Origin of the sequence: Flavobacterium sp. PL12, assembly GCF_039123485.1 — a bacterium.
GTDB lineage: Bacteria > Bacteroidota > Bacteroidia > Flavobacteriales > Flavobacteriaceae > Flavobacterium > Flavobacterium weaverense.
On record NZ_JBANDI010000016.1, the window covers coordinates 13,980 to 32,141 of the forward strand.

Annotated in this window: 16 protein-coding genes; 4 read left to right on the forward strand and 12 right to left on the reverse strand. The window is 33.5% G+C overall.

The features are described from left to right. Window positions 1–143: 143 nt before the first annotated feature. Window positions 144–1,829, reverse strand: a complete 1,686-nt coding sequence (gene ggt / locus RCH19_RS08830) for a gamma-glutamyltransferase (RefSeq protein WP_343022911.1) — start codon at window positions 1,827–1,829, stop codon at window positions 144–146. Continuing rightward, window positions 1,826–2,410, reverse strand: a complete 585-nt coding sequence (locus RCH19_RS08835) for an ACP phosphodiesterase (protein WP_343022912.1) — start codon at window positions 2,408–2,410, stop codon at window positions 1,826–1,828. The genes ggt and RCH19_RS08835 overlap by 4 nt, the downstream gene beginning before the upstream one ends. A gap of 118 nt (window positions 2,411–2,528) precedes the next feature. Here RCH19_RS08835 and glmM point away from each other — a divergent pair, with 118 nt between their 5' ends. Together glmM and RCH19_RS08845 are read left to right on the forward strand one after the other, a co-directional pair. Beyond that, window positions 2,529–3,917: a phosphoglucosamine mutase gene (gene glmM / locus RCH19_RS08840; RefSeq protein ID WP_343022913.1), complete on the forward strand. Its 1,389-nt coding sequence runs from the start codon at window positions 2,529–2,531 to the stop codon at window positions 3,915–3,917. Between the two features lie 253 nt (window positions 3,918–4,170). Next, window positions 4,171–5,658, forward strand: a complete 1,488-nt coding sequence (locus tag RCH19_RS08845; RefSeq protein ID WP_343022914.1) for an aminotransferase class V-fold PLP-dependent enzyme — start codon at window positions 4,171–4,173, stop codon at window positions 5,656–5,658. An 81-nt stretch (window positions 5,659–5,739) separates the two neighbouring features. Here the strand turns inward: RCH19_RS08845 and RCH19_RS08850 are convergent, their stop codons facing one another. Continuing rightward, complete coding sequence (locus tag RCH19_RS08850) at window positions 5,740–6,609, reverse strand: lysophospholipid acyltransferase family protein (RefSeq protein ID WP_343022915.1); 870 nt, start codon at window positions 6,607–6,609, stop codon at window positions 5,740–5,742. Window positions 6,610–6,724: 115 nt separating this feature from the next. Here RCH19_RS08850 and RCH19_RS08855 point away from each other — a divergent pair, with 115 nt between their 5' ends. Together RCH19_RS08855 and RCH19_RS08860 are read left to right on the forward strand one after the other, a co-directional pair. After that, on the forward strand, window positions 6,725–7,363 hold the full coding sequence (locus RCH19_RS08855; RefSeq protein ID WP_121926555.1) for a rhomboid family intramembrane serine protease: 639 nt from the start codon (window positions 6,725–6,727) through the stop codon (window positions 7,361–7,363). A 49-nt stretch (window positions 7,364–7,412) separates the two neighbouring features. Continuing rightward, complete coding sequence (locus RCH19_RS08860) at window positions 7,413–8,102, forward strand: SIMPL domain-containing protein (RefSeq protein ID WP_343022916.1); 690 nt, start codon at window positions 7,413–7,415, stop codon at window positions 8,100–8,102. A 148-nt stretch (window positions 8,103–8,250) separates the two neighbouring features. Here the strand turns inward: RCH19_RS08860 and RCH19_RS08865 are convergent, their stop codons facing one another. The 9 genes from RCH19_RS08865 to RCH19_RS08905 all read right to left on the reverse strand — a co-directional run bounded on the left by RCH19_RS08865 (window position 8,251) and on the right by RCH19_RS08905 (window position 18,059). Continuing rightward, window positions 8,251–8,901 (reverse strand): sugar-binding protein, encoded by a 651-nt coding sequence (locus RCH19_RS08865; RefSeq protein ID WP_343022917.1) that lies wholly within the window; start codon window positions 8,899–8,901, stop codon window positions 8,251–8,253. 84 nt (window positions 8,902–8,985) lie between these two features. Beyond that, window positions 8,986–10,530 carry a sulfatase gene (locus RCH19_RS08870; RefSeq protein ID WP_343022918.1) on the reverse strand — a complete coding sequence of 515 codons (1,545 nt, stop codon included), beginning with the start codon at window positions 10,528–10,530 and terminating at the stop codon, window positions 8,986–8,988. A gap of 200 nt (window positions 10,531–10,730) precedes the next feature. Then, entirely contained in the window at window positions 10,731–12,167 is a 1,437-nt protein-coding gene (locus RCH19_RS08875; protein ID WP_121926558.1) for an MFS transporter, read from the reverse strand. Window positions 12,168–12,287: 120 nt separating this feature from the next. Then, on the reverse strand, window positions 12,288–12,956 hold the full coding sequence (locus RCH19_RS08880) for a bifunctional 4-hydroxy-2-oxoglutarate aldolase/2-dehydro-3-deoxy-phosphogluconate aldolase (RefSeq protein ID WP_343022919.1): 669 nt from the start codon (window positions 12,954–12,956) through the stop codon (window positions 12,288–12,290). Beyond that, window positions 12,949–13,959 carry a sugar kinase gene (locus RCH19_RS08885; protein WP_343022920.1) on the reverse strand — a complete coding sequence of 337 codons (1,011 nt, stop codon included), beginning with the start codon at window positions 13,957–13,959 and terminating at the stop codon, window positions 12,949–12,951. Before RCH19_RS08885 ends, RCH19_RS08880 begins: the two co-directional genes overlap by 8 nt. Before the next feature lie 82 nt (window positions 13,960–14,041). Then, window positions 14,042–14,812: an SDR family NAD(P)-dependent oxidoreductase gene (locus RCH19_RS08890; RefSeq protein WP_121926560.1), complete on the reverse strand. Its 771-nt coding sequence runs from the start codon at window positions 14,810–14,812 to the stop codon at window positions 14,042–14,044. 18 nt (window positions 14,813–14,830) lie between these two features. Further along, window positions 14,831–15,961 (reverse strand): DUF4861 family protein, encoded by a 1,131-nt coding sequence (locus tag RCH19_RS08895; protein WP_343022921.1) that lies wholly within the window; start codon window positions 15,959–15,961, stop codon window positions 14,831–14,833. Between the two features lie 130 nt (window positions 15,962–16,091). After that, a complete protein-coding gene (gene kduI, locus RCH19_RS08900) occupies window positions 16,092–16,934 on the reverse strand; it encodes a 5-dehydro-4-deoxy-D-glucuronate isomerase (RefSeq protein ID WP_343022922.1) in 843 nt (280 codons plus the stop codon). An 84-nt stretch (window positions 16,935–17,018) separates the two neighbouring features. Further along, window positions 17,019–18,059 (reverse strand): LacI family DNA-binding transcriptional regulator, encoded by a 1,041-nt coding sequence (locus RCH19_RS08905; protein WP_343022923.1) that lies wholly within the window; start codon window positions 18,057–18,059, stop codon window positions 17,019–17,021. Window positions 18,060–18,162: the final 103 nt, after the last annotated feature.

Sequence of the window (18,162 nt, forward strand, 5' to 3'; positions counted from 1 at the left end):
GCATCAAATCTTTTTCAATGCTTCTTTTATACTTTATTGTTTTGAAATACTTTTGATCGTAAAATCAATCCTGCATTTTCAATGGCGTTGGTGATATAATTTTGATAGAATAGCTATCAGATAATTTATTGATTACTTCTTGATTAAAAACCAACGGCTGCATTATCATTTCTTCTGTCTGCACCACCCTCCAATTTTCCAGTAGGTAGACGTAGAATAGCATCAACTTGACCTATAATTTCTTTATCTTTTTCGTTTACGAAATAGGATTTTTTCTTTAAATCTTCAAGCACTTCTTTAGAAAAGGAGTTTGGTTCAAAAGTAATTACGTCGGGAAGCCATTGATGATGAAAACGAGGTGCATCAACTGCAGCTTGCATACTCATTCCAAATTCATATACGTTTAAAATAGTTTGTAAAACTGAAGTAATAATAGTTGAACCGCCCGGTGTTCCTACAACCATAAAAAGTTTACCGTCTTTTTCAACAATTGTTGGTGTCATCGAACTCAACATTCTTTTCTCAGGAGCAATGCTGTTTGCCTCGCTACCTGTCAATCCGTAAAGATTAGGAACTCCTGGTTTAGCACTAAAATCATCCATTTGATTGTTCAAGAAGAAACCTAATTCATCACAATATAATTTTGAACCATAATTATCATTTAATGTAGTCGTCGCAGAAACAGCATTTCCAGCCGCATCAACGATCGAGTAGTGCGTAGTTTGGTCACTTTCATATCCTTTAATTGCTCCAGGAGCAATATCAGATGATTTTGAAGCTTTGTCAAATGAAAAAGTTTTCATTCTCTTTTCTAAATAGGCAGGGCTTAATAATTCTTCAATAGGCAATTTTACAAAATCAGGATCACCTAAATAAAAGTTTCTATCTGCATAAGCTCTTCTTTCTGCTTCAGTAATTACTTGAATAGTTTTTAAACTATTATGCCCCATTTGCGATAAATTGTAGGGTTCAATCATTTTCATGATTTGGTTCAAACAAATTCCGCCGCTGCTGGGTGGTGCCATTGAAGTTATTTTTAATTTTTTATACTGAAAAGTGACTGGATCTCTCCATTTAGCTTCGTATTTTTTAAGATCTTCCATGGTAGCATTTCCACCTTTTTTACTTAAAAACGCAACTAGTTTTTGTGCGGTTTCTCCACTGTAAAATTCGTCACGTCCATTTGCCGCAATTCTTTTAAAAGTAGCAGCTAGAGCAGTGTACTTGATAGTGTCGTTCTCTTTGTAAACTTTCGAAAAAAGACTATTTCTACCATTTCTTTTAATAAACACTTCTCTATTGTTATTTAAACTTTGCGCTTGATTTTTTGTAACAACAACACCTTTTTCTGCAAGTGCGATAACAGGTTTTAATATTTCGCTTATTGGCAAAGAACCAAGTTTTTTATGGACTTCAAATATCCCCGCGATTGTACCAGGAATTCCAGATGCTAACGCTGTCTGAGTACTTTTACCAGCGATTACATTTCCTTCTTTATCAAGATACATATCTTTTGAGGCTGCTAGCGGCGCTTTTTCTCGGTAATCAATTGTGCCAGTTTCACCATTTGCTTTACGGTAAACCATAAAACCACCTCCACCAATATTTCCTGCTTGAGGATGAGCTACAGCTAATGCTAATTCAGTAGCGACCATCGCGTCAAACGCATTTCCACCTTTTTTCATGATTTCCACCCCAATTTGAGAAGCTTCTTCACGAGCAGAAACTACCATCGCTTTTGAAGTTACTAAACCTGTTGGTTCTACTGTTTTTTCATTGGATTTACAGCTTAAAAAAGCCAAGGCAAAAAGAAGTATTAACTTATTCATAGGGTTTTAATTTTTTCGTTCGAAAATAATATTAATTCTTTAAAAAACTCAGTAAATTCATTCTCAAATTCTGAGTAAAATTCAGAAAGTTCCTCCGTTGCAAACCGCATCTTAGACTCATTTTTGGTCCTGCTGTCCATTTGCGTCAGAATGTGTTTGATGCCATCTACTGTTCGGTACGTTACTAGCCAGTTTTCTTTAAGTAGTATTGGCATTATTCGTACCACTCTCTCGGAAAGATGGCTGTAATTAGTATGCAGCGATTGATAGAATTCTTCAACAAATTCTTCTAATTTTTCTGAGTGATATTTATTCCAATTTTTAGCTAAAAAATGATCGTATAATACATCGACTATTACACCAGCATAATGGTGATGCCTTTCATGAAGTCGTTTTGTACTTTTTCTAAAAATGGGATGTGCGTCTGTAAAAGTGTCAATTGCACGGTGCAAAATTATTCCTTTTTGGATTTCGGCAGGATAGGATTCAAATTGTTTTCCTCGAATTCCATCTGCCATAAAATTGCCTATTTTTAGTAATTCATTGTCGCCAGAAAGATAAATATGTGCTAAAAAATTCATTCGCCTAAATTAAGAATTTAAATCCTACTTTTTAAATTCTTAATGACTTTTATAGACTGCCAATTATTATATTTGTAAATAATTAATTTTTATACTTCAATAATTTAAACTCTAATAAATGACTTTAATTAAATCAATTTCTGGGATTCGAGGAACAATAGGTGGTAAAGTAGGTGATAATTTAACTCCAGTTGATGCTGTTAAATTTGCCTCTGCATACGGAACTTGGTTGAAGCAGTACAGTGGTAAAGAAAAACTAACTGTAGTTGTAGGTCGTGATGCAAGAATTTCTGGACCTATGATTCACAATTTAGTAGTTAATACATTAATAGGTTTAGGAATTGATGTAATCGATTTAGGTCTTTCTACAACACCTACGGTTGAAGTTGCTGTGCCTCTTGAAAAAGCCGATGGTGGAATAATATTAACGGCATCTCATAATCCTAAACAATGGAATGCATTAAAGTTATTAAATGAGAAAGGGGAATTTTTAGATGGAGACGACGGAGCAAAAATTCTTGAAATTGCAGAAGCAGAAGCATTTCACTTTTCAGATGTTGACGATTTAGGTGAAATCACGATTAATGATGCTTACATGGATATTCATATTGACGAAGTATTGAATTTGCCTTTAGTTGATATAGATGCTATTAAAGCTGCTAAATTTAAAGTGGTAGTGGATGGTGTAAATTCATCAGGAGGAATAATCATTCCTCGATTACTAAAATTAATGGGTGTTGAAGTGGTAGAACTTTATTGTGAACCAAATGGACATTTTCCTCACAATCCAGAACCATTGAAAGAACATTTAACGGATATCTCAGAATTAGTTGTAAAGGAAAAAGCTGATTTAGGAATCGTTGTTGATCCAGATGTAGATCGTCTAGCTTTTGTTTGTGAAGACGGTGAAATGTTTGGTGAAGAATACACATTAGTTGCTTGTGCAGATTATGTTTTAAGTAAAACACCAGGTAACACGGTTTCAAATATGTCTTCGTCTCGCGCCTTAAGAGATGTCACTAAAGCTAATAACGGAAACTATGAAGCAAGTGCTGTAGGAGAAGTGAATGTAGTGAAATTGATGAAAAAGAATAATGCTATAATCGGTGGCGAAGGAAACGGAGGAATTATTTATCCTGAGTTGCATTATGGTCGTGATAGTTTAGTAGGAGTTGCTTTGTTTTTGACACATTTGGCTAATAAAAAAATGACTGTTTCGGCATTGCGTGCATCGTACCCAGAATATTATATGAGTAAAAATAAAATTGAATTGACACCTCAAATTGATGTTGATGCAATTCTAGTTGCAATGACTGATAAATATAAGGACCAAGATATTACAACAATTGATGGCGTAAAAATTGATTTTGCTGAAAACTGGGTGCACTTAAGAAAATCGAATACGGAACCAATTATTAGAATATACACAGAAGCAACCACTCAAGAAAAAGCAGATGTATTAGCTTTGCGCATAATTGATGAAATTAAAGCAATCGCCGGAATATAAAAAATATAGTTTTTTAAATAAATTACCCTTTCATGCATATGTTATGAAAGGGTTTTTTATTTTTCGAAAGTTGATAGACTATTTACTTTTCAAATTAGATGTTAAATCTTATAAATTTATCAGTAAAAGAGCATTTATTTCGCGACTATTAAGTTTCTATTCAAAAGAAAATGCTAAATGTTTAATATTAACAAAAGTTGAAAATGACTATTTGGGAAAATTCAATACCTTTGAGGTCAAATTAAAATTAGACATGATTACCAAAATAGCAACAACACAACTAGAGCAATACTTTCAACAGTTCCGTAAAAATATAATCGGGATTGATCAAGAGTTTGAATCGCCTTACGGCCAAAAGCAAATCGTTTATACGGATTGGACAGCAAGTGGTCGATTATACCGTCCTATTGAAGAAAAGTTGATGAACGAATTTGGACCTTTTGTTGCCAATACGCACACTGAAACTACAATTTCAGGAACTGCGATGACAAAAGCATATCATAGAGCACGTCATATTATCAAAGAACATGTGAATGCAAATTCTGATGATGTTTTAATCACTGATGGAACTGGAATGACTGGAGTTGTAAATAAATTTCAGAGAATTTTAGGTTTGAAAGTTCCTGAAAACTTAAAGAATTTTATAAATATTCCCGCAGAAAAGAAACCAGTTGTATTCATTTCGCACATGGAGCATCATTCGAACCAAACATCATGGTTAGAAACGACTGCTGATGTTGAAGTAATTCCTTCCAGTGAAGATGGTTTATTTAGTGTAGAGAATCTTGAAATACTATTAGATAAATATAAAGAGAGACCATTTAAAATTGCTTCCATAACTTCTTGTTCTAATGTTACAGGCATCAGAACTCCATATCATGAAGTAGCTAAAATTATGCATCAACACAACGGACTTTGTTTTGTTGATTTTGCATGTTCTGGTCCTTATGTAAAAATTGATATGCATCCTGAAGATCCTGAAAGTTATTTAGATGCTATTTTCTTTTCTCCGCATAAATTTCTTGGCGGACCTGGAACGTGTGGTGTTTTAGTTTTTAATAAAAAATTATATCAAAATTTGGTCCCTGATAATCCAGGTGGTGGTACCGTAAGTTGGACTAATCCATGGGGCGAACATAAATATATTGACAATATCGAAGATAGAGAAGATGGTGGTACGCCAGGTTTTCTCCAAGTAATAAAAACGGCATTGGCAATCCAGTTGAAAGACCAAATGGGTATTGACAATATCCTAAAAAGAGAACATGAAATTGTAGAAAATATTTTTCAGGAATTGGGTGATGTTTCAAATATTAAAATTTTAGCAGCACAACATCAAGATAGGTTAGGAGTGATTTCGTTTTTTATCGAAGATTTACATTTCAACTTAGGAGTTAAATTGCTAAATGACAAATTTGGTATTCAAACTCGTGGTGGATGTAGTTGTGCTGGTACTTACGGTCACTTTTTACTTCATGTAGATCAAGAGACTTCAACTAAGTTAATTGATGAAATAACTTTAGGTGACTTAATTAGAAAACCGGGTTGGATTAGAATGTCAATACATCCTACAACTACTACGGAGGAAATAGAATTTGTATGTGACGGAATTAAAGCATTAGCTGAAAATCATAAGTCATGGGCTTTAGATTATGACTATAATCCAAATAGCAATGAGTTTATAAATAAAAATGCACAACCTTTAGAAGATGAATTAGTAAAAAATTGGTTTTCACTTTAATAGTTGCACTCTAAATAATAAAATCCCTAAATCATAAAAATTTTGATTTAGGGACTTTTTTTTCGAATGAACTTTCGATTGCTATTTTCTATGTTTCCATCTTTTGTGTGTCCAAAAATAATATTCTGGAGCTTCACGAATTTGCTTTTCTACTTCTTTAATATATTTATGAGTGATTCCAAAATCAGGTACTGACTTAGGATCGTCGCTAAGCGGTACTATCGTCAGTTCGTAATATCCTCTTTTTAGTTTTTTAACTTTTGCAAAAACAACAGTCATATCATATTTCTTAGAAAGCATTTCTGGTCCAGTATGCACCGGAACTTCAATTCCCATAAAGCTTTCCCAGTGAAAAATACGATCTATTTTAGGTGATTGGTCACTAGCTAAACCATACATGCATTGAATATTGTCTTTTTTGTTCTGTGAAATCAACGGAATAGTTAGGCTTGTTGGCACTAATTCAGTGTTGTATTTTGATCTAATGTCTCTAACTAATTTGTCAAAGTATTTGTTTGCTAATTTTTTGTAAACTGCGACTCCTTTTACAGATAGCTTTTGGTTCAATGTAATTAACCATTCCCAACTGGCATAATGGGAAGCAATAAGCATAATACTTTTACCCTTTTTCTCGTATTCTTTGATTAGTTCGATATTTGTTATCGTAAATCGTTTGTTCATTTCTTCTGATGAGATGGTCATTGTTTTAACCATTTCGAGAAACATATCACAAAGATGATGATACGATTTTTTTTCAATAACTAATCGTTCTTTATCGGTAAGATTTGGTAAAGCTAAAGCTAGATTTTCACGAACTGTTTTTTTACGATATCCTATTACGTGATAAACAAGAACATATATACAGTCAGAAAGCCAGTAAAAAATTCTAAAAGGAAGAATGGATACTAACCACAACAGTGGAAAAGCTATGATGAAAATAAGAAATTGCATGCAGTTAATTTTTGGGCAAAGATAAGTCAAAAATGTAGATTGGTATAAAATATGACTACTTACTGCGTCGACGTGAGAGAATGACTATCTTTACATTTCACAATAAACAGTTTTTATGAATACCATTTTAATAGCAATAATTGTTGTAAATGTTTTAATTAGCTATAAAGGTTTTAACGACCTTTCTTTTTTTAGAAAATATGAATTTCATGTAGGAAGTATTCGAGCAGGTGAACAATTAAGAATGCTGTCGTCAGGTTTTCTTCACGTAGATATGACTCATTTGATTTTTAATATGTTGACACTATGGTTTTTTGCGCCAGTGGTTATTAATTATATGGGGAGTTTTTCTTTTATTCTAATTTATTTTGGAAGTTTAATTTTTGGAAGTTTATTGACGATGGCTTTTCACAAGAATGACTACAATTATAGAGCGGTAGGAGCTTCTGGAGCTGTAACTGGAGTATTATATTCTGCTATATTACTACAGCCTGACATGATGCTGGGAATCTTTTTCATAATACCAATGCCTGCTTACCTTTTTGGAATTCTCTATTTACTGTATTCTATCTATGGAATGAGAGCTAAAAATGATAATATTGGTCATACAGCACACTTTGGGGGCGCTGTGGGTGGATATTTAATAACACTAGTAAAAGAGCCAACATTAATTGTTGAACACACCTTAATGGTAGTCCTATTAGCGATCCCAATCGTGATTCTTTTTGTAATGCAAAAGATGGGGAAACTATAATGGCATAACTTTTGAAAAGAAAGTATTACAAACAAGTAAATTTAAAAAAATGAAAAAAGCACTATTAATACTTTCTGTATTGTTCATTACGATGTCATACGGTCAGGAAGTAAAACAAGTTCCTCAAATTAATGTTAGTGGAGAAGGGAAAGTTAAAGTTGTTCCAGATGAAGCTACTATTGCAGTGACTGTTGAAACTAAAGGCACAGATGCAAAAAACGTTAAAAAGCAAAATGACGAAAAGATTGAAGCCGTTATTAAGTTCATAAAAAAAATGAATTTGGCTCCATCCGATTTTAAAACGCAACGTGTTTCATTAAATCCTCAATATGATTATGAGAAAAAGAAACATAATTATAATGCTACTCAAACTATCGAAATTTTATTGAAAGATTTGTCAAAATATGACGAATTAATGGGAGGTTTAGTAGATGCAGGAATTAATAGAATTGACAATGTAACCTTTCAGTCTTCAAAGATGGCGCAATATGAATCAGAAGCTAGAAAGCTAGCAATGAAAGAAGCTAAAGTTAAGGCGCAAGATTACGTTTCAGTTCTAGGTCAGAAAGTTGGTCGCGCAATGACTATTTCAGATAATACTCAAACAAATTATCCACAGCCAAGATATGCGTCGATGAAGTTAATGGAATCAATTGATTTGAGTGCTCCAAGAGAGACGCTTGCTGTAGGAGAAATTAATATTACTGCAAACGTAACTGTGAGTTTTATATTAGAATAACAGCTAGTTTTTGATCTAAATGCACATTGCTAATTGTTCGTGAAAAAAAACACTTTTAAGAATTTGACTAAGGAAAGGGATTTCCAGAATTAAATTTTTAAAAGTGTTTTTTATTTTAACTAATACATGATGTTATTAAGCGCGCTACTTATTCCATCAATTGCATCACTCCAAATGATGATGCAATATGAAAGTTAGGCTCTTCCGTATTTGGGTTTACCCATGAAATCCAAACAGGTTCAAAAATTGACTTTTCTACTTCATTATATTTGGCGCGGAAAATTCCAGTTTCGATTTTATCATCATTTATTAAATTTAGCATTTTTAAAGATGAGATACTTATTGCTCCCTCAACTATAAAGCTATTATCATTGATTGACGATTTAACCTCTAAATTACTTTGTGGCCAATTCCAATCAAAGTCAAATTTTTTATTTGGGTATGCCACAAAATCCATAACTCTGGCAGCCGTATCGATTTCTAAGCAATAATACGGATTAAGTGTATCATCTGCTCTAAAAAAGATTTCCACTCTATCAGAGTTTCCAATACTTTCAACTCCATCATCCTTCATTTCAATACGAATATTTGTATCATATACCGTAAAGCAGAAGTATAAATTTTCTCGATCCCAAACAGACTTAAATTCTATTTTAGCTGGTTTTGCTGCATCCCAAGGCGAAATAAAGTCGGTTAGTATTGTCGCATCTTCCCATAAAGGATTATCTCCTTTACCGGTGACTTCTAGAAGATTTTCTTCTACTAACTGTACTTCATAATTTTTCATGTCTTGAGTCATATTTTTCTTTTTTGAGAATGTGAATTTTATAAATTCTGTTTAGTATTGTAGAGAACGTTACTTACAATAAATACTAGACCAAATTTACAAATTAAAGGCATCATCTGGAAACAAAATCATCTTGTTTGTCATTTTATTTATAGGCATTTTCGTATTTGCATTTCGCAAGTACTTTCCTAGTTGTTTTGCTAATTTATATCCTATTTTCATTTTGCCCGATACTACATTATTTTTCTCTTCTACATCTATTTTTGTATTGTATAGTTCGAATCGCTGATCTTCATGAAAGTAAACTAATTTCCAATCTCCCTGTCGTATGGCGCTGTATAACTTTAAGGCTGGACCTTCCGGACCCCAAACGTGCGGATAATGCCAGTAATAAAAGGTGTTATTTTTTACCTTTTTTTGCTTTAATAAGGGAATTATACTTTCTCCATCTACTTTTTGGACTAAATTATATTTTTTATTAGTATTCATTGCCATCAGAGTTGGGAAGATGTCTTCAATTATTATATTATTTTTAGAAATACTATTTCCTTTAGTAACTCCTGGCCATTTTACAATAAATGGTATGCGGACTCCACCTTCATAAGCAGAACCTTTTCCACTACGTAAAGGACTATTATGCGTGTTTAAAGCAGCTCCTTCGCGCGTATGAGCGCTTAAACCTCCATTATCTGAAAGAAATATAATAATAGTGTTGTCACTAATGTTTTTTTCTTCAAGATAAACCATTATATCTCCTAAGCTTTTATCCATTCCTTCAAGTAGTGAGGCATATTTTGCCTCAATCGGATCCATTCCTGCATCAATATACTTTGTCAAAAATCTTTTGTCACCCATTATAGGAGTATGGACGGCATAGTGGGACATGTAAAGCAAAAAAGGTTTTTCTATCTTAAGTGCTTGATTCATTGATGAGATCGCTTCCTGAGTAAGTGCTTCAATAAGAAATATATCTTTTCCCCAATATTTTTCTAATCCAGGAACAGCACGATTATCTTTTTTGCCATTCTCATTACCAAAATTCTCTACGCCTAAATAGCTTTTAGGTTGACCTGCAGCATGACCACCAATATTAATATCAAATCCTAAATTTAGAGGATCTTCTCCCGGAGTATTGTACGCTCCAAAGTGAGCTTTACCTGCATGAATCGTGTAATAACCATTATCCTTTAAAACTTGAGGAAAAGTAGTTGCATAGATTGTATTTTCAATTCCAGGTGTTGCACTTAACCCATTCAAATTCCATTCAGGTATTGTTACAAGCGCTGACTCTCCTTCCTCGCTTTTATTTTTTTCGAAAGTCCAATTGGTAACTTTGTGATTTATGGGATTCATTCCTGTTAATAGACTCACTCGACTAGGTGTACAAACAGCAGCTGCATAAGCATTTGTGAATTTCATACCTTGACTAGCTAATTTTTCCATATTAGGAGTATGGTAGATTGAATTCCATTTGGTTTTTTCTTTATAAAATGGGAGAGAAGTATCTTGCCAACCCATATCATCCACTAAAAATATAACAATATTTGGTTTTGGAATACCTACTTTTTTTTCCTGTGCGAAAGTAGTTCCGTTATTTAGAAGTGATATTAGAATCAAAGCAATTGCATAAAAGTATTTCATTTCGATGATTTTTAAAATTTAGTTGGGGGTATTTTGTGTAAGCCGAAATTGAATATTTTGACTAAAAAAAATGATTGTTATTAGAATTAGCAATTTGCTTCTAATAACAATCATTGTTATAAATCAATTCATTATACATGTATAATTGCAATAAAAGATTATTTATGGCAAAACCTTAATTAGCAAATAATATTTATAGATTACATATCTTTTATAGGCGAATATCTAGGAACCAATAATTTCATTACGGTCCATCCTATTAGATAGCACACTGCACAAATTGAAAAGATGATAAAATATCCAGCTTCGATTCCTTTGAAGCCCATAAAAGCCATATTTGTTTCTTTCGAAAAATCGAAAAGCATTCCAGATCCTTTATTAATTATGGTAGAACCAATTCCTCCTGCAAGACCACCAATTCCAACAATTGTTGCAATTGCTTTTTTAGGAAACATATCTCCTACAGTGGTAAAAATATTTGCTGACCATGCTTGATGCGCAGCACCTGCAATACCTATAATGATTACAGGAATCCAGTATGTAATATGACCTAAAGGTTGTGCAATCATCGCTAGTAAAGGGAAAAAAGCAAAAATCAACATAGATTTCATCCTTCCTGCGTATGGATTCATTCCTTTCTTTTCCACAAAGTAAGTTGGTAGCCAACCTCCGATAATAGAAAGTAAAGTAATCATATATAATACAAATAATGGAAGTGCAGCTTGTGTAGAATCCATTTTATAAACAGAACTCAAATAAGCTGGTGTCCAAAATAAAAAGAACCACCAAACTCCATCAGTCATGAATTTACCAAAAGCGAAAGCCCACGTTTGTCTGTATTTAAAGCATTGCATTAGAGAAACTTTAGCAGTAGTTTCAGGTGTGTAGCCTTCTAATTTGCTATCTGCAATGTCATCTTGTTGTATATAAGCTAGTTCAGCGGCAGTAACTTTAGGATGTTTCTCTGGTTTCTCATACATAAAGATCCAAAATCCCATCCATACAAAACCTAAAGCACCAATTATAATAAATGCCATTTCCCATCCAAATGCTCTTGCAATAAATGGAATACTAATAGGTGCTGCTAACGCTCCAACAGTTGCACCTGCATTAAAAATACTTGTTGAAAGCGCTCTGTCTTTTTTAGGAAAATATTCAGCAGTTGCTTTAATCGCAGCAGGAAAATTTCCTGCTTCACCAACAGCCAAAACAAATCTTGCAAAAATAAATAAGGTTACACTCACGTTAATTACCATTCCGGTATCATTTACCGTAGCAATAATTTCTTTCGCTTCTTCGAAACCAACAAACCAGTTTCCAGTGATAATTCCAGCAGTAGCAATTCCGCAGAAAGCATGCAAACAAGCTCCAAATGACCAAATTCCTATTGCCCACAAAAAGCCCTTTTTTGTATCCATCCAATCCACAAATCTACCTGCGAATAAAAGAGATACAGCATAAAAAATAGAAAATAAAGCTGTTATATTTCCGTAATCATTGTTAGTCCAATGAAACTCTGGAGCGATAAAATCACTCCACGTTAGCGAAAGAACTTGTCTATCTAAATAGTTTATAGCAGTTGCGAAGAACAATAAGCTACAAATTTTCCAGCGATAATTTTTATTTTTTACTTCCATATCTTTTGGTTTCTAGATAGTTTGAACCTTATTATACTAATTACTATTTTTTAAATTTATTATTTAAAAATATAGCAATCAAATTTTATTGTAACAAACTAAGTTTTTTTGGATTTAATTTTATTGGGATATTCTACATTTCTTAATTAGAGCAATGGCTTTTGAAATATAATCAGAAAGAGAATCAAAATTTCCCTCATCAATTAAATTTGTTTTTAGCAGTTTGCTTCCCATTCCGACTGCTGAAACTCCTGCGCTAAACCATGATTTTAAGTTTTCTTCTTCTGGTTCAACACCGCCTGTTGGCATAAATATAAGATCTGGAAAAATATCTTTTATCGTCTGAATGTAAGAAGGTCCCACAAGATTACCAGGGAAAATTTTTACTAAAGTAGCTCCTAATGTTTGTGCTTCATGAATTTCTGTTGGCGTTAAGCAGCCAGGAATCCATGCTAAATTATTTTCAAAAACAACCTTTGCTACAGCTGCAGAAACAATAGGACTAACAATAAAATCAGCTCCTAAATCTACGTATTCTTGCGCTTTTTCAGCTGTTTTTACAGTTCCAATGCCTAACAGCAAGTCAGGCATTTCAGCCACTGCTACTTCTTTTAATGCTTTGAAATTTACCGCAGCGTTTGCGCCACGATTAGTGAATTCTAATATTCGAACGCCTGATTTATAAAGCGCACGTAAAATATTTACACTTACCTGCTGATCATCGTGATAGTATAAAGGCAACAGCCCTGACGCTACAATTTGCTGTATTACACGTTCTTTTTTATTCATCTTGATGTATAAGTTTTTTGATTTCTTCTGATTTTGAATTTGTTGAGTCACCTTTTAAAAATAGTTTTTGGAAGGCTGCTCTGGTAGCAAAATCTAAAATTTTTTGTGGTTGTTCCTTTGTAGTAATCCCATAAATTAGTCCAGCCATAAAACAATCTCCTGTACCTACTTTATCTATTGTTTTCATGGTGTACAAAGTTTTACTTTTGTAAAAATGATTTTCTTGATACAAAGTAGTGAAATATTTTACGCCCTGACCTTCGCTAAATCGAAAAGTATTGGCCACGGTATGACAATTGGGATATTGGTTAAGAATCGCTTTAGATGAAATTTCTCCTTGCTCTACTAATTGTGCGTCAGTAGCATTATCTGTTACTTGTGTGCAAATTCTAATACCTAACATTTTATCAGCTGCCCAAATATTACCCATAATGACGTTTGCATATTTTGCTAATTTTGGCATAACAGCTATCGGTTCGCTACCATATTTCCACAGTTTTTCTCTAAAATTGAGATCTAAAGATATATTAATTCCTTTGTTTGAAGCCACAATTAAAGCTTCCTCGCATATTGAAGCAACTCTTGCATTTAATGCTGGTGATATTGCAGTGAAGTGAAACCAAGTAACATCTTTAAAAATTTCATCCCAATTTAATGCGGATGAAGTTAATTCTGAGAATGAGGAATAATTTCTATCGTAAATAACTCCAGCATTTTTAACATCTGCGCCTTGATTTAAATAGTAAGAACCAATGCGATGTCCCAATTTTACTATACTTGAAGTATCAATACCTTTCTCATTATAAAAGGAAATGATTTTATCACTTAAAAAATTGTCTGGCATAGCGGTGCAGTAACGAACTGGAATATCCCATTTGGCTAAAGCCATGGAAACATTACTTTCCGCACCACCTATATAGCTATTCAAGTCTTGCTCTTGTGGGAAATTTTCTCCCATACTATATCTCAATAGGATTTCTCCAAAACAAAGTACTTTTCCCATATATTAATTCAGCTTTTTTTAAATGATTATTTCGCTTTGATTCAACTGCGATTTTTTATTTCCTGATCGATGCGGTATAAAATTATCTACCCATCCATCCACCGTCAACATTGATCAAACTTCCGTGAATATAATTAGATGCCTCTGAACAAAGGAAAACTATCGGTCCTTTAAAATCTTCGGGTTGGCCCCAACGATTTGCAGGAATACGTTCTAATATTGAAGTGCTTCTCGCTTCGTCATCTCGCAATGCTTGCGTATTGTCTGTTGCAATATATCCAGGAACAATAGCATTTACATTAACTCCTTTTGAAGCCCATTCGTTAGCAAATGCTTTTGTAAGTTGCGCAACTGCACCTTTACTAGCTGCATATCCAGGAACGTTTATTCCACCTTGAAACGAAAGTAATGAAGCTGTAAATACAATTTTACCAGAGTTTCTTTTAATCATTTCTTTACCTATTTCACGAGTTAAAATGAAAGGTGCGGTTTGATTTACTGCGATTGCTTCATCCCAATATTCATCAGGATGCTCTGCCGCGGGTTTACGTAATATAGTACCTGCATTATTTATTAAAATATCAATATTTGGATGATCTTCTTTCACTTTTTGGATAAATTCTGTAAGCGAATCACGTTTTGAAAAGTCACATTGATAAGAATAAAATTTTCTACCCGTTGCTTCTATTTCTTTTTGTACTTCGCTACCTGATGGTTCTAGATTTGCTGAAACACCTATAATGTCAGCACCAGCTTCTGCAAGAGCGATTGCCATTGCTTTACCAATACCTCTTTTACAACCGGTTACAAGAGCTAATTTTCCATTTAATTGAAACATATTGAGAGTATTCATTGTTGCGTATTTAATTGTTTATTTAACCGTAACTATTAACGGACTTTTTATTTCTTTTGAAAAGCGATTGATGTGGTCAAACCATTGCACAGAATTAGTTATAATTCCTGCTTTGTTCCAAGCGCCTCCTACATAATAAATGATAGGCTCATTACTTTTCACCTCAGTTTTTGCTAAAATTTGTTCTTTGTCTATCACTATAGTGCTAACAGGAGTAGTTAGTACCACGGCAACACCAGTTATTCCATCTTCACCATGTTGAGGTTCCCAATATCCCATGATACCATCTTGCTCGTTCAAAGACATGATTCCTGCTTCTGGTCGTTTGATTATTCCTGCCACTACCGGTAGTGATTTACTGTTTTCATAGGTGTACACATTTTCTAATTTATAAAATTGTGAACCAGCATCGATTGAGATTGTTTTAGTAGCTTTTACTTTTAATCCATCGACATCCCAAGTATCATAACCCAAGATAAAAGTAGAGCGTAAAGGTCCATTATCCATCATTTTCCAATGGTGATAGTTTCCAGAATAACGCACACTGTCTTTTACATACGGAGCCATATTACCTGCGCCAAGAGTGAAGCCAACATGATAATAATCTAATCCGTCTCCGCTGTCTTTATGGTAGTCTTCCGACTTATAGCGCTTATTCAAGATCATTTTATCAGTTCTTTTTACCCAAATGTCTAACCCAAATGCGTCACCTTTAGTTCCCTCAAGCGCTTTACCATATGCTCGATATGCTAATTTATCGTTTTCCCAGGCGAAATCATCGAATCTCTCTGGTACGTAACGAGCAAATGTCTTTACAGCAAAAACTTGCGGTTTTCCTTTTTGAACTGCTAATTTTAAGTTGGATTTTGCCTTAACATCTACTTGAACTAATAAATTTTGAATTGCTGGAAGACCTTTATGTTCTAGTTGAAAAGGAACTTGCTTTTTTGTAACAGTATTGATTACAACAAAGTTTGTCGTATCAATTTGTGGATATTGAGATAAAATCGAATTCCAATTAATTGCTACAATTGCTTCTTTACGTTCTAAAACTGTATTATTCGCAATATTAATATTAGCTTTATTCTGAGCTAAAATTGCAAATGGTATTAAAAAGAAGGTTAGAAAAAAATTCTTTTGTATTTTCATATCTTATTATTTTCTTGAATATTAATACTAATTAGGATCACTTTAGTTTTCGCTAATTTTTTGTTTTGGTGCTATCTTTTCAAGCTTTGCAAATAATGGAATACAGAATTGACAAAGAGTAAAGTAGAATTTATTTTAGTTCTGTGATACTGCAGTGATCCATATCACCATAGTCTAAATTTTCACCAGCCATTCCCCAAATAAAGCTATAGTTAGAAGTACCAGCTCCTGAATGTATAGACCAGTTTGGTGAGATCACAGCTTGCTCGTTTTGCATCCAAATATGTCTAGTTTCTTGGGGCTGACCCATAAAGTGACAAACACTTTGATTTTCTGGAACCTCAAAGTAAAAATAAGCTTCCATTCTTCTATCGTGTGTATGTGCTGGCATAGTATTCCAAACGCTTCCTGCCTTTAGTTCAGTCATTCCCATTTGCACTTGGCATGTTTGAACTACGCTATTCACAATTAGTTTGTTTATAATTCTATGATTTGCAGTTTCCATCGATCCTAGTTCAACTATCTCAGCGTCTGCTTTAGTTATTTTTTTAGAAGGGTAGGCGTGATGTGCTGGAGCAGAGTTCAAATAGAATTTAGCTGGATTATTTCCATCCACTGATTCAAAATGTACTTCTTTAATTCCTTTTCCTAAATACAAAGCTTCTTTATAGTCAATCTCATATTGCTCTCCATCTGCAGTGACAATTCCTTTAGCACCAACATTGATAATTCCAAGCTCTCTTCTTTCTAGGAAATAATTTGCTTTAATATTATCTGGATTTGGTATAGCCAATTTTTGTGTTGTTGGCATTGCACCACCCACAATATATCTATCGAAATGTGATAGCGTCAAGTTAACTTGATCAGCTATAAATAAGTTTTCAATTAAAAAATTAGATCGCAAAGTAGCCGTGTCCATTTGTTTTGCTTCATTCGGGCTTATTGCATAACGACTTTCGAAATTTGAGTTCATTTTATTTATGTTTTATTCTTAATTAATTTATTTTTAATTTTTTGCTACACTTTAAATCGAAGCTATTTTCGCTTTATATTAAATTTAGGTAGACATTCTTCTTACTAATTGTACAGGTGTAGTAGTGATATCGGTTTCTACAGCTGTATCAATATTGTCTGCTTTTTCACGTAATTTTTTCAATAGCTCTTCAACTACTTTGGTTCCAACCAAATTTGGAAACTGCTCAATCGTTGTAACTGAAGGTCTAACAATTTCTGTTCGAGAATCATTAGAATATCCTACAATTTTTAAATCTTCAGGAACAGCAATATTGTGTTCTCTAGCGTATTCTATAGCTGCAATTGCGCTTGTATCATTTGCTGTAAAAATGGCATCTGGTTTATTATCTCCTTCAAACATTATTTCCATCGCTTTTCTAGCATTGTCGTGTGTAAGTTCTTGATGAAAAATAAGTTCTTCGTCAATTTCAATATTATATTGTGCGCAAGCTTTTTTATAACCTGCTAAGCGATCGATGTACAAGTTAGAACTTATAGGTCCAGAAATATGTGCCACTTTCTTGCAACCTAATTCTAAAAGGTGCTTTGTTGCTAGATAGCCTCCTCTAAAATCATCTCCTTTAATAATTGTTGCATTGTAAGGATGAGTAGGAACTCTATCATAAAATATTAATGGAATATTATTGTTTACAAAAACATCAAAATGACTAAAATCTTCAGTTTGAAGCGTGCAGGCAACAATTAAAGCGTCAACGCGTGACGAGAACATTGTTGATGCAAGTTGTTTTTCAATAGCTAAGGAGTCGTTCGACTGACAAATAATTAAATTATATCCATGTTTGTACAATTCGTTTTGTATTGTAGTTATCGCTGCAGCATGAAAAAACATCGAAATTCTAGGTACCATCAAACCTATCGTATTCGTTTTGTTATTGCGTAGACTAGAAGCCATTATATTTCTTCGATAGCCTAGTTTTTCGGCCATATCGGTTACACGTTTTCTAGTTTCTGCTTTAACATAAGCACCATTGTTTAGTGCTCTAGATATTGTAGCGGGTGATAATTTTAAAGCCAATGCGATATCAAGTATGGTGTTGTCTTGATGTTTTTCCTTTTTTGACATGATATTTTTGCAATTGATTAATTATTGATAGTATTTATTCTTTTTGCTATGCGATTTTTGTACTGCATAAAACTTGAATAGCGCTACCAAAATTAAGTGTTTT

Bases quoted from the DNA above. Each gene is read 5' to 3' on its own strand.
- ggt (WP_343022911.1), bottom strand. From the start codon at position 1,829: ATGAATAAGTTAATACTTCTTTTTGCCTTGGCTTTTTTAAGCTGTAAA.
- RCH19_RS08835 (WP_343022912.1), bottom strand. From the start codon at position 2,410: ATGAATTTTTTAGCACATATTTATCTTTCTGGCGACAATGAATTACTA.
- glmM (WP_343022913.1), top strand. From the start codon at position 2,529: ATGACTTTAATTAAATCAATTTCTGGGATTCGAGGAACAATAGGTGGT.
- RCH19_RS08845 (WP_343022914.1), top strand. From the start codon at position 4,171: ATGATTACCAAAATAGCAACAACACAACTAGAGCAATACTTTCAACAG.
- RCH19_RS08850 (WP_343022915.1), bottom strand. From the start codon at position 6,609: ATGCAATTTCTTATTTTCATCATAGCTTTTCCACTGTTGTGGTTAGTA.
- RCH19_RS08855 (WP_121926555.1), top strand. From the start codon at position 6,725: ATGAATACCATTTTAATAGCAATAATTGTTGTAAATGTTTTAATTAGC.
- RCH19_RS08860 (WP_343022916.1), top strand. From the start codon at position 7,413: ATGAAAAAAGCACTATTAATACTTTCTGTATTGTTCATTACGATGTCA.
- RCH19_RS08865 (WP_343022917.1), bottom strand. From the start codon at position 8,901: ATGACTCAAGACATGAAAAATTATGAAGTACAGTTAGTAGAAGAAAAT.
- RCH19_RS08870 (WP_343022918.1), bottom strand. From the start codon at position 10,530: ATGAAATACTTTTATGCAATTGCTTTGATTCTAATATCACTTCTAAAT.
- RCH19_RS08875 (WP_121926558.1), bottom strand. From the start codon at position 12,167: ATGGAAGTAAAAAATAAAAATTATCGCTGGAAAATTTGTAGCTTATTG.
- RCH19_RS08880 (WP_343022919.1), bottom strand. From the start codon at position 12,956: ATGAATAAAAAAGAACGTGTAATACAGCAAATTGTAGCGTCAGGGCTG.
- RCH19_RS08885 (WP_343022920.1), bottom strand. From the start codon at position 13,959: ATGGGAAAAGTACTTTGTTTTGGAGAAATCCTATTGAGATATAGTATG.
- RCH19_RS08890 (WP_121926560.1), bottom strand. From the start codon at position 14,812: ATGAATACTCTCAATATGTTTCAATTAAATGGAAAATTAGCTCTTGTA.
- RCH19_RS08895 (WP_343022921.1), bottom strand. From the start codon at position 15,961: ATGAAAATACAAAAGAATTTTTTTCTAACCTTCTTTTTAATACCATTT.
- kduI (WP_343022922.1), bottom strand. From the start codon at position 16,934: ATGAACTCAAATTTCGAAAGTCGTTATGCAATAAGCCCGAATGAAGCA.
- RCH19_RS08905 (WP_343022923.1), bottom strand. From the start codon at position 18,059: ATGTCAAAAAAGGAAAAACATCAAGACAACACCATACTTGATATCGCA.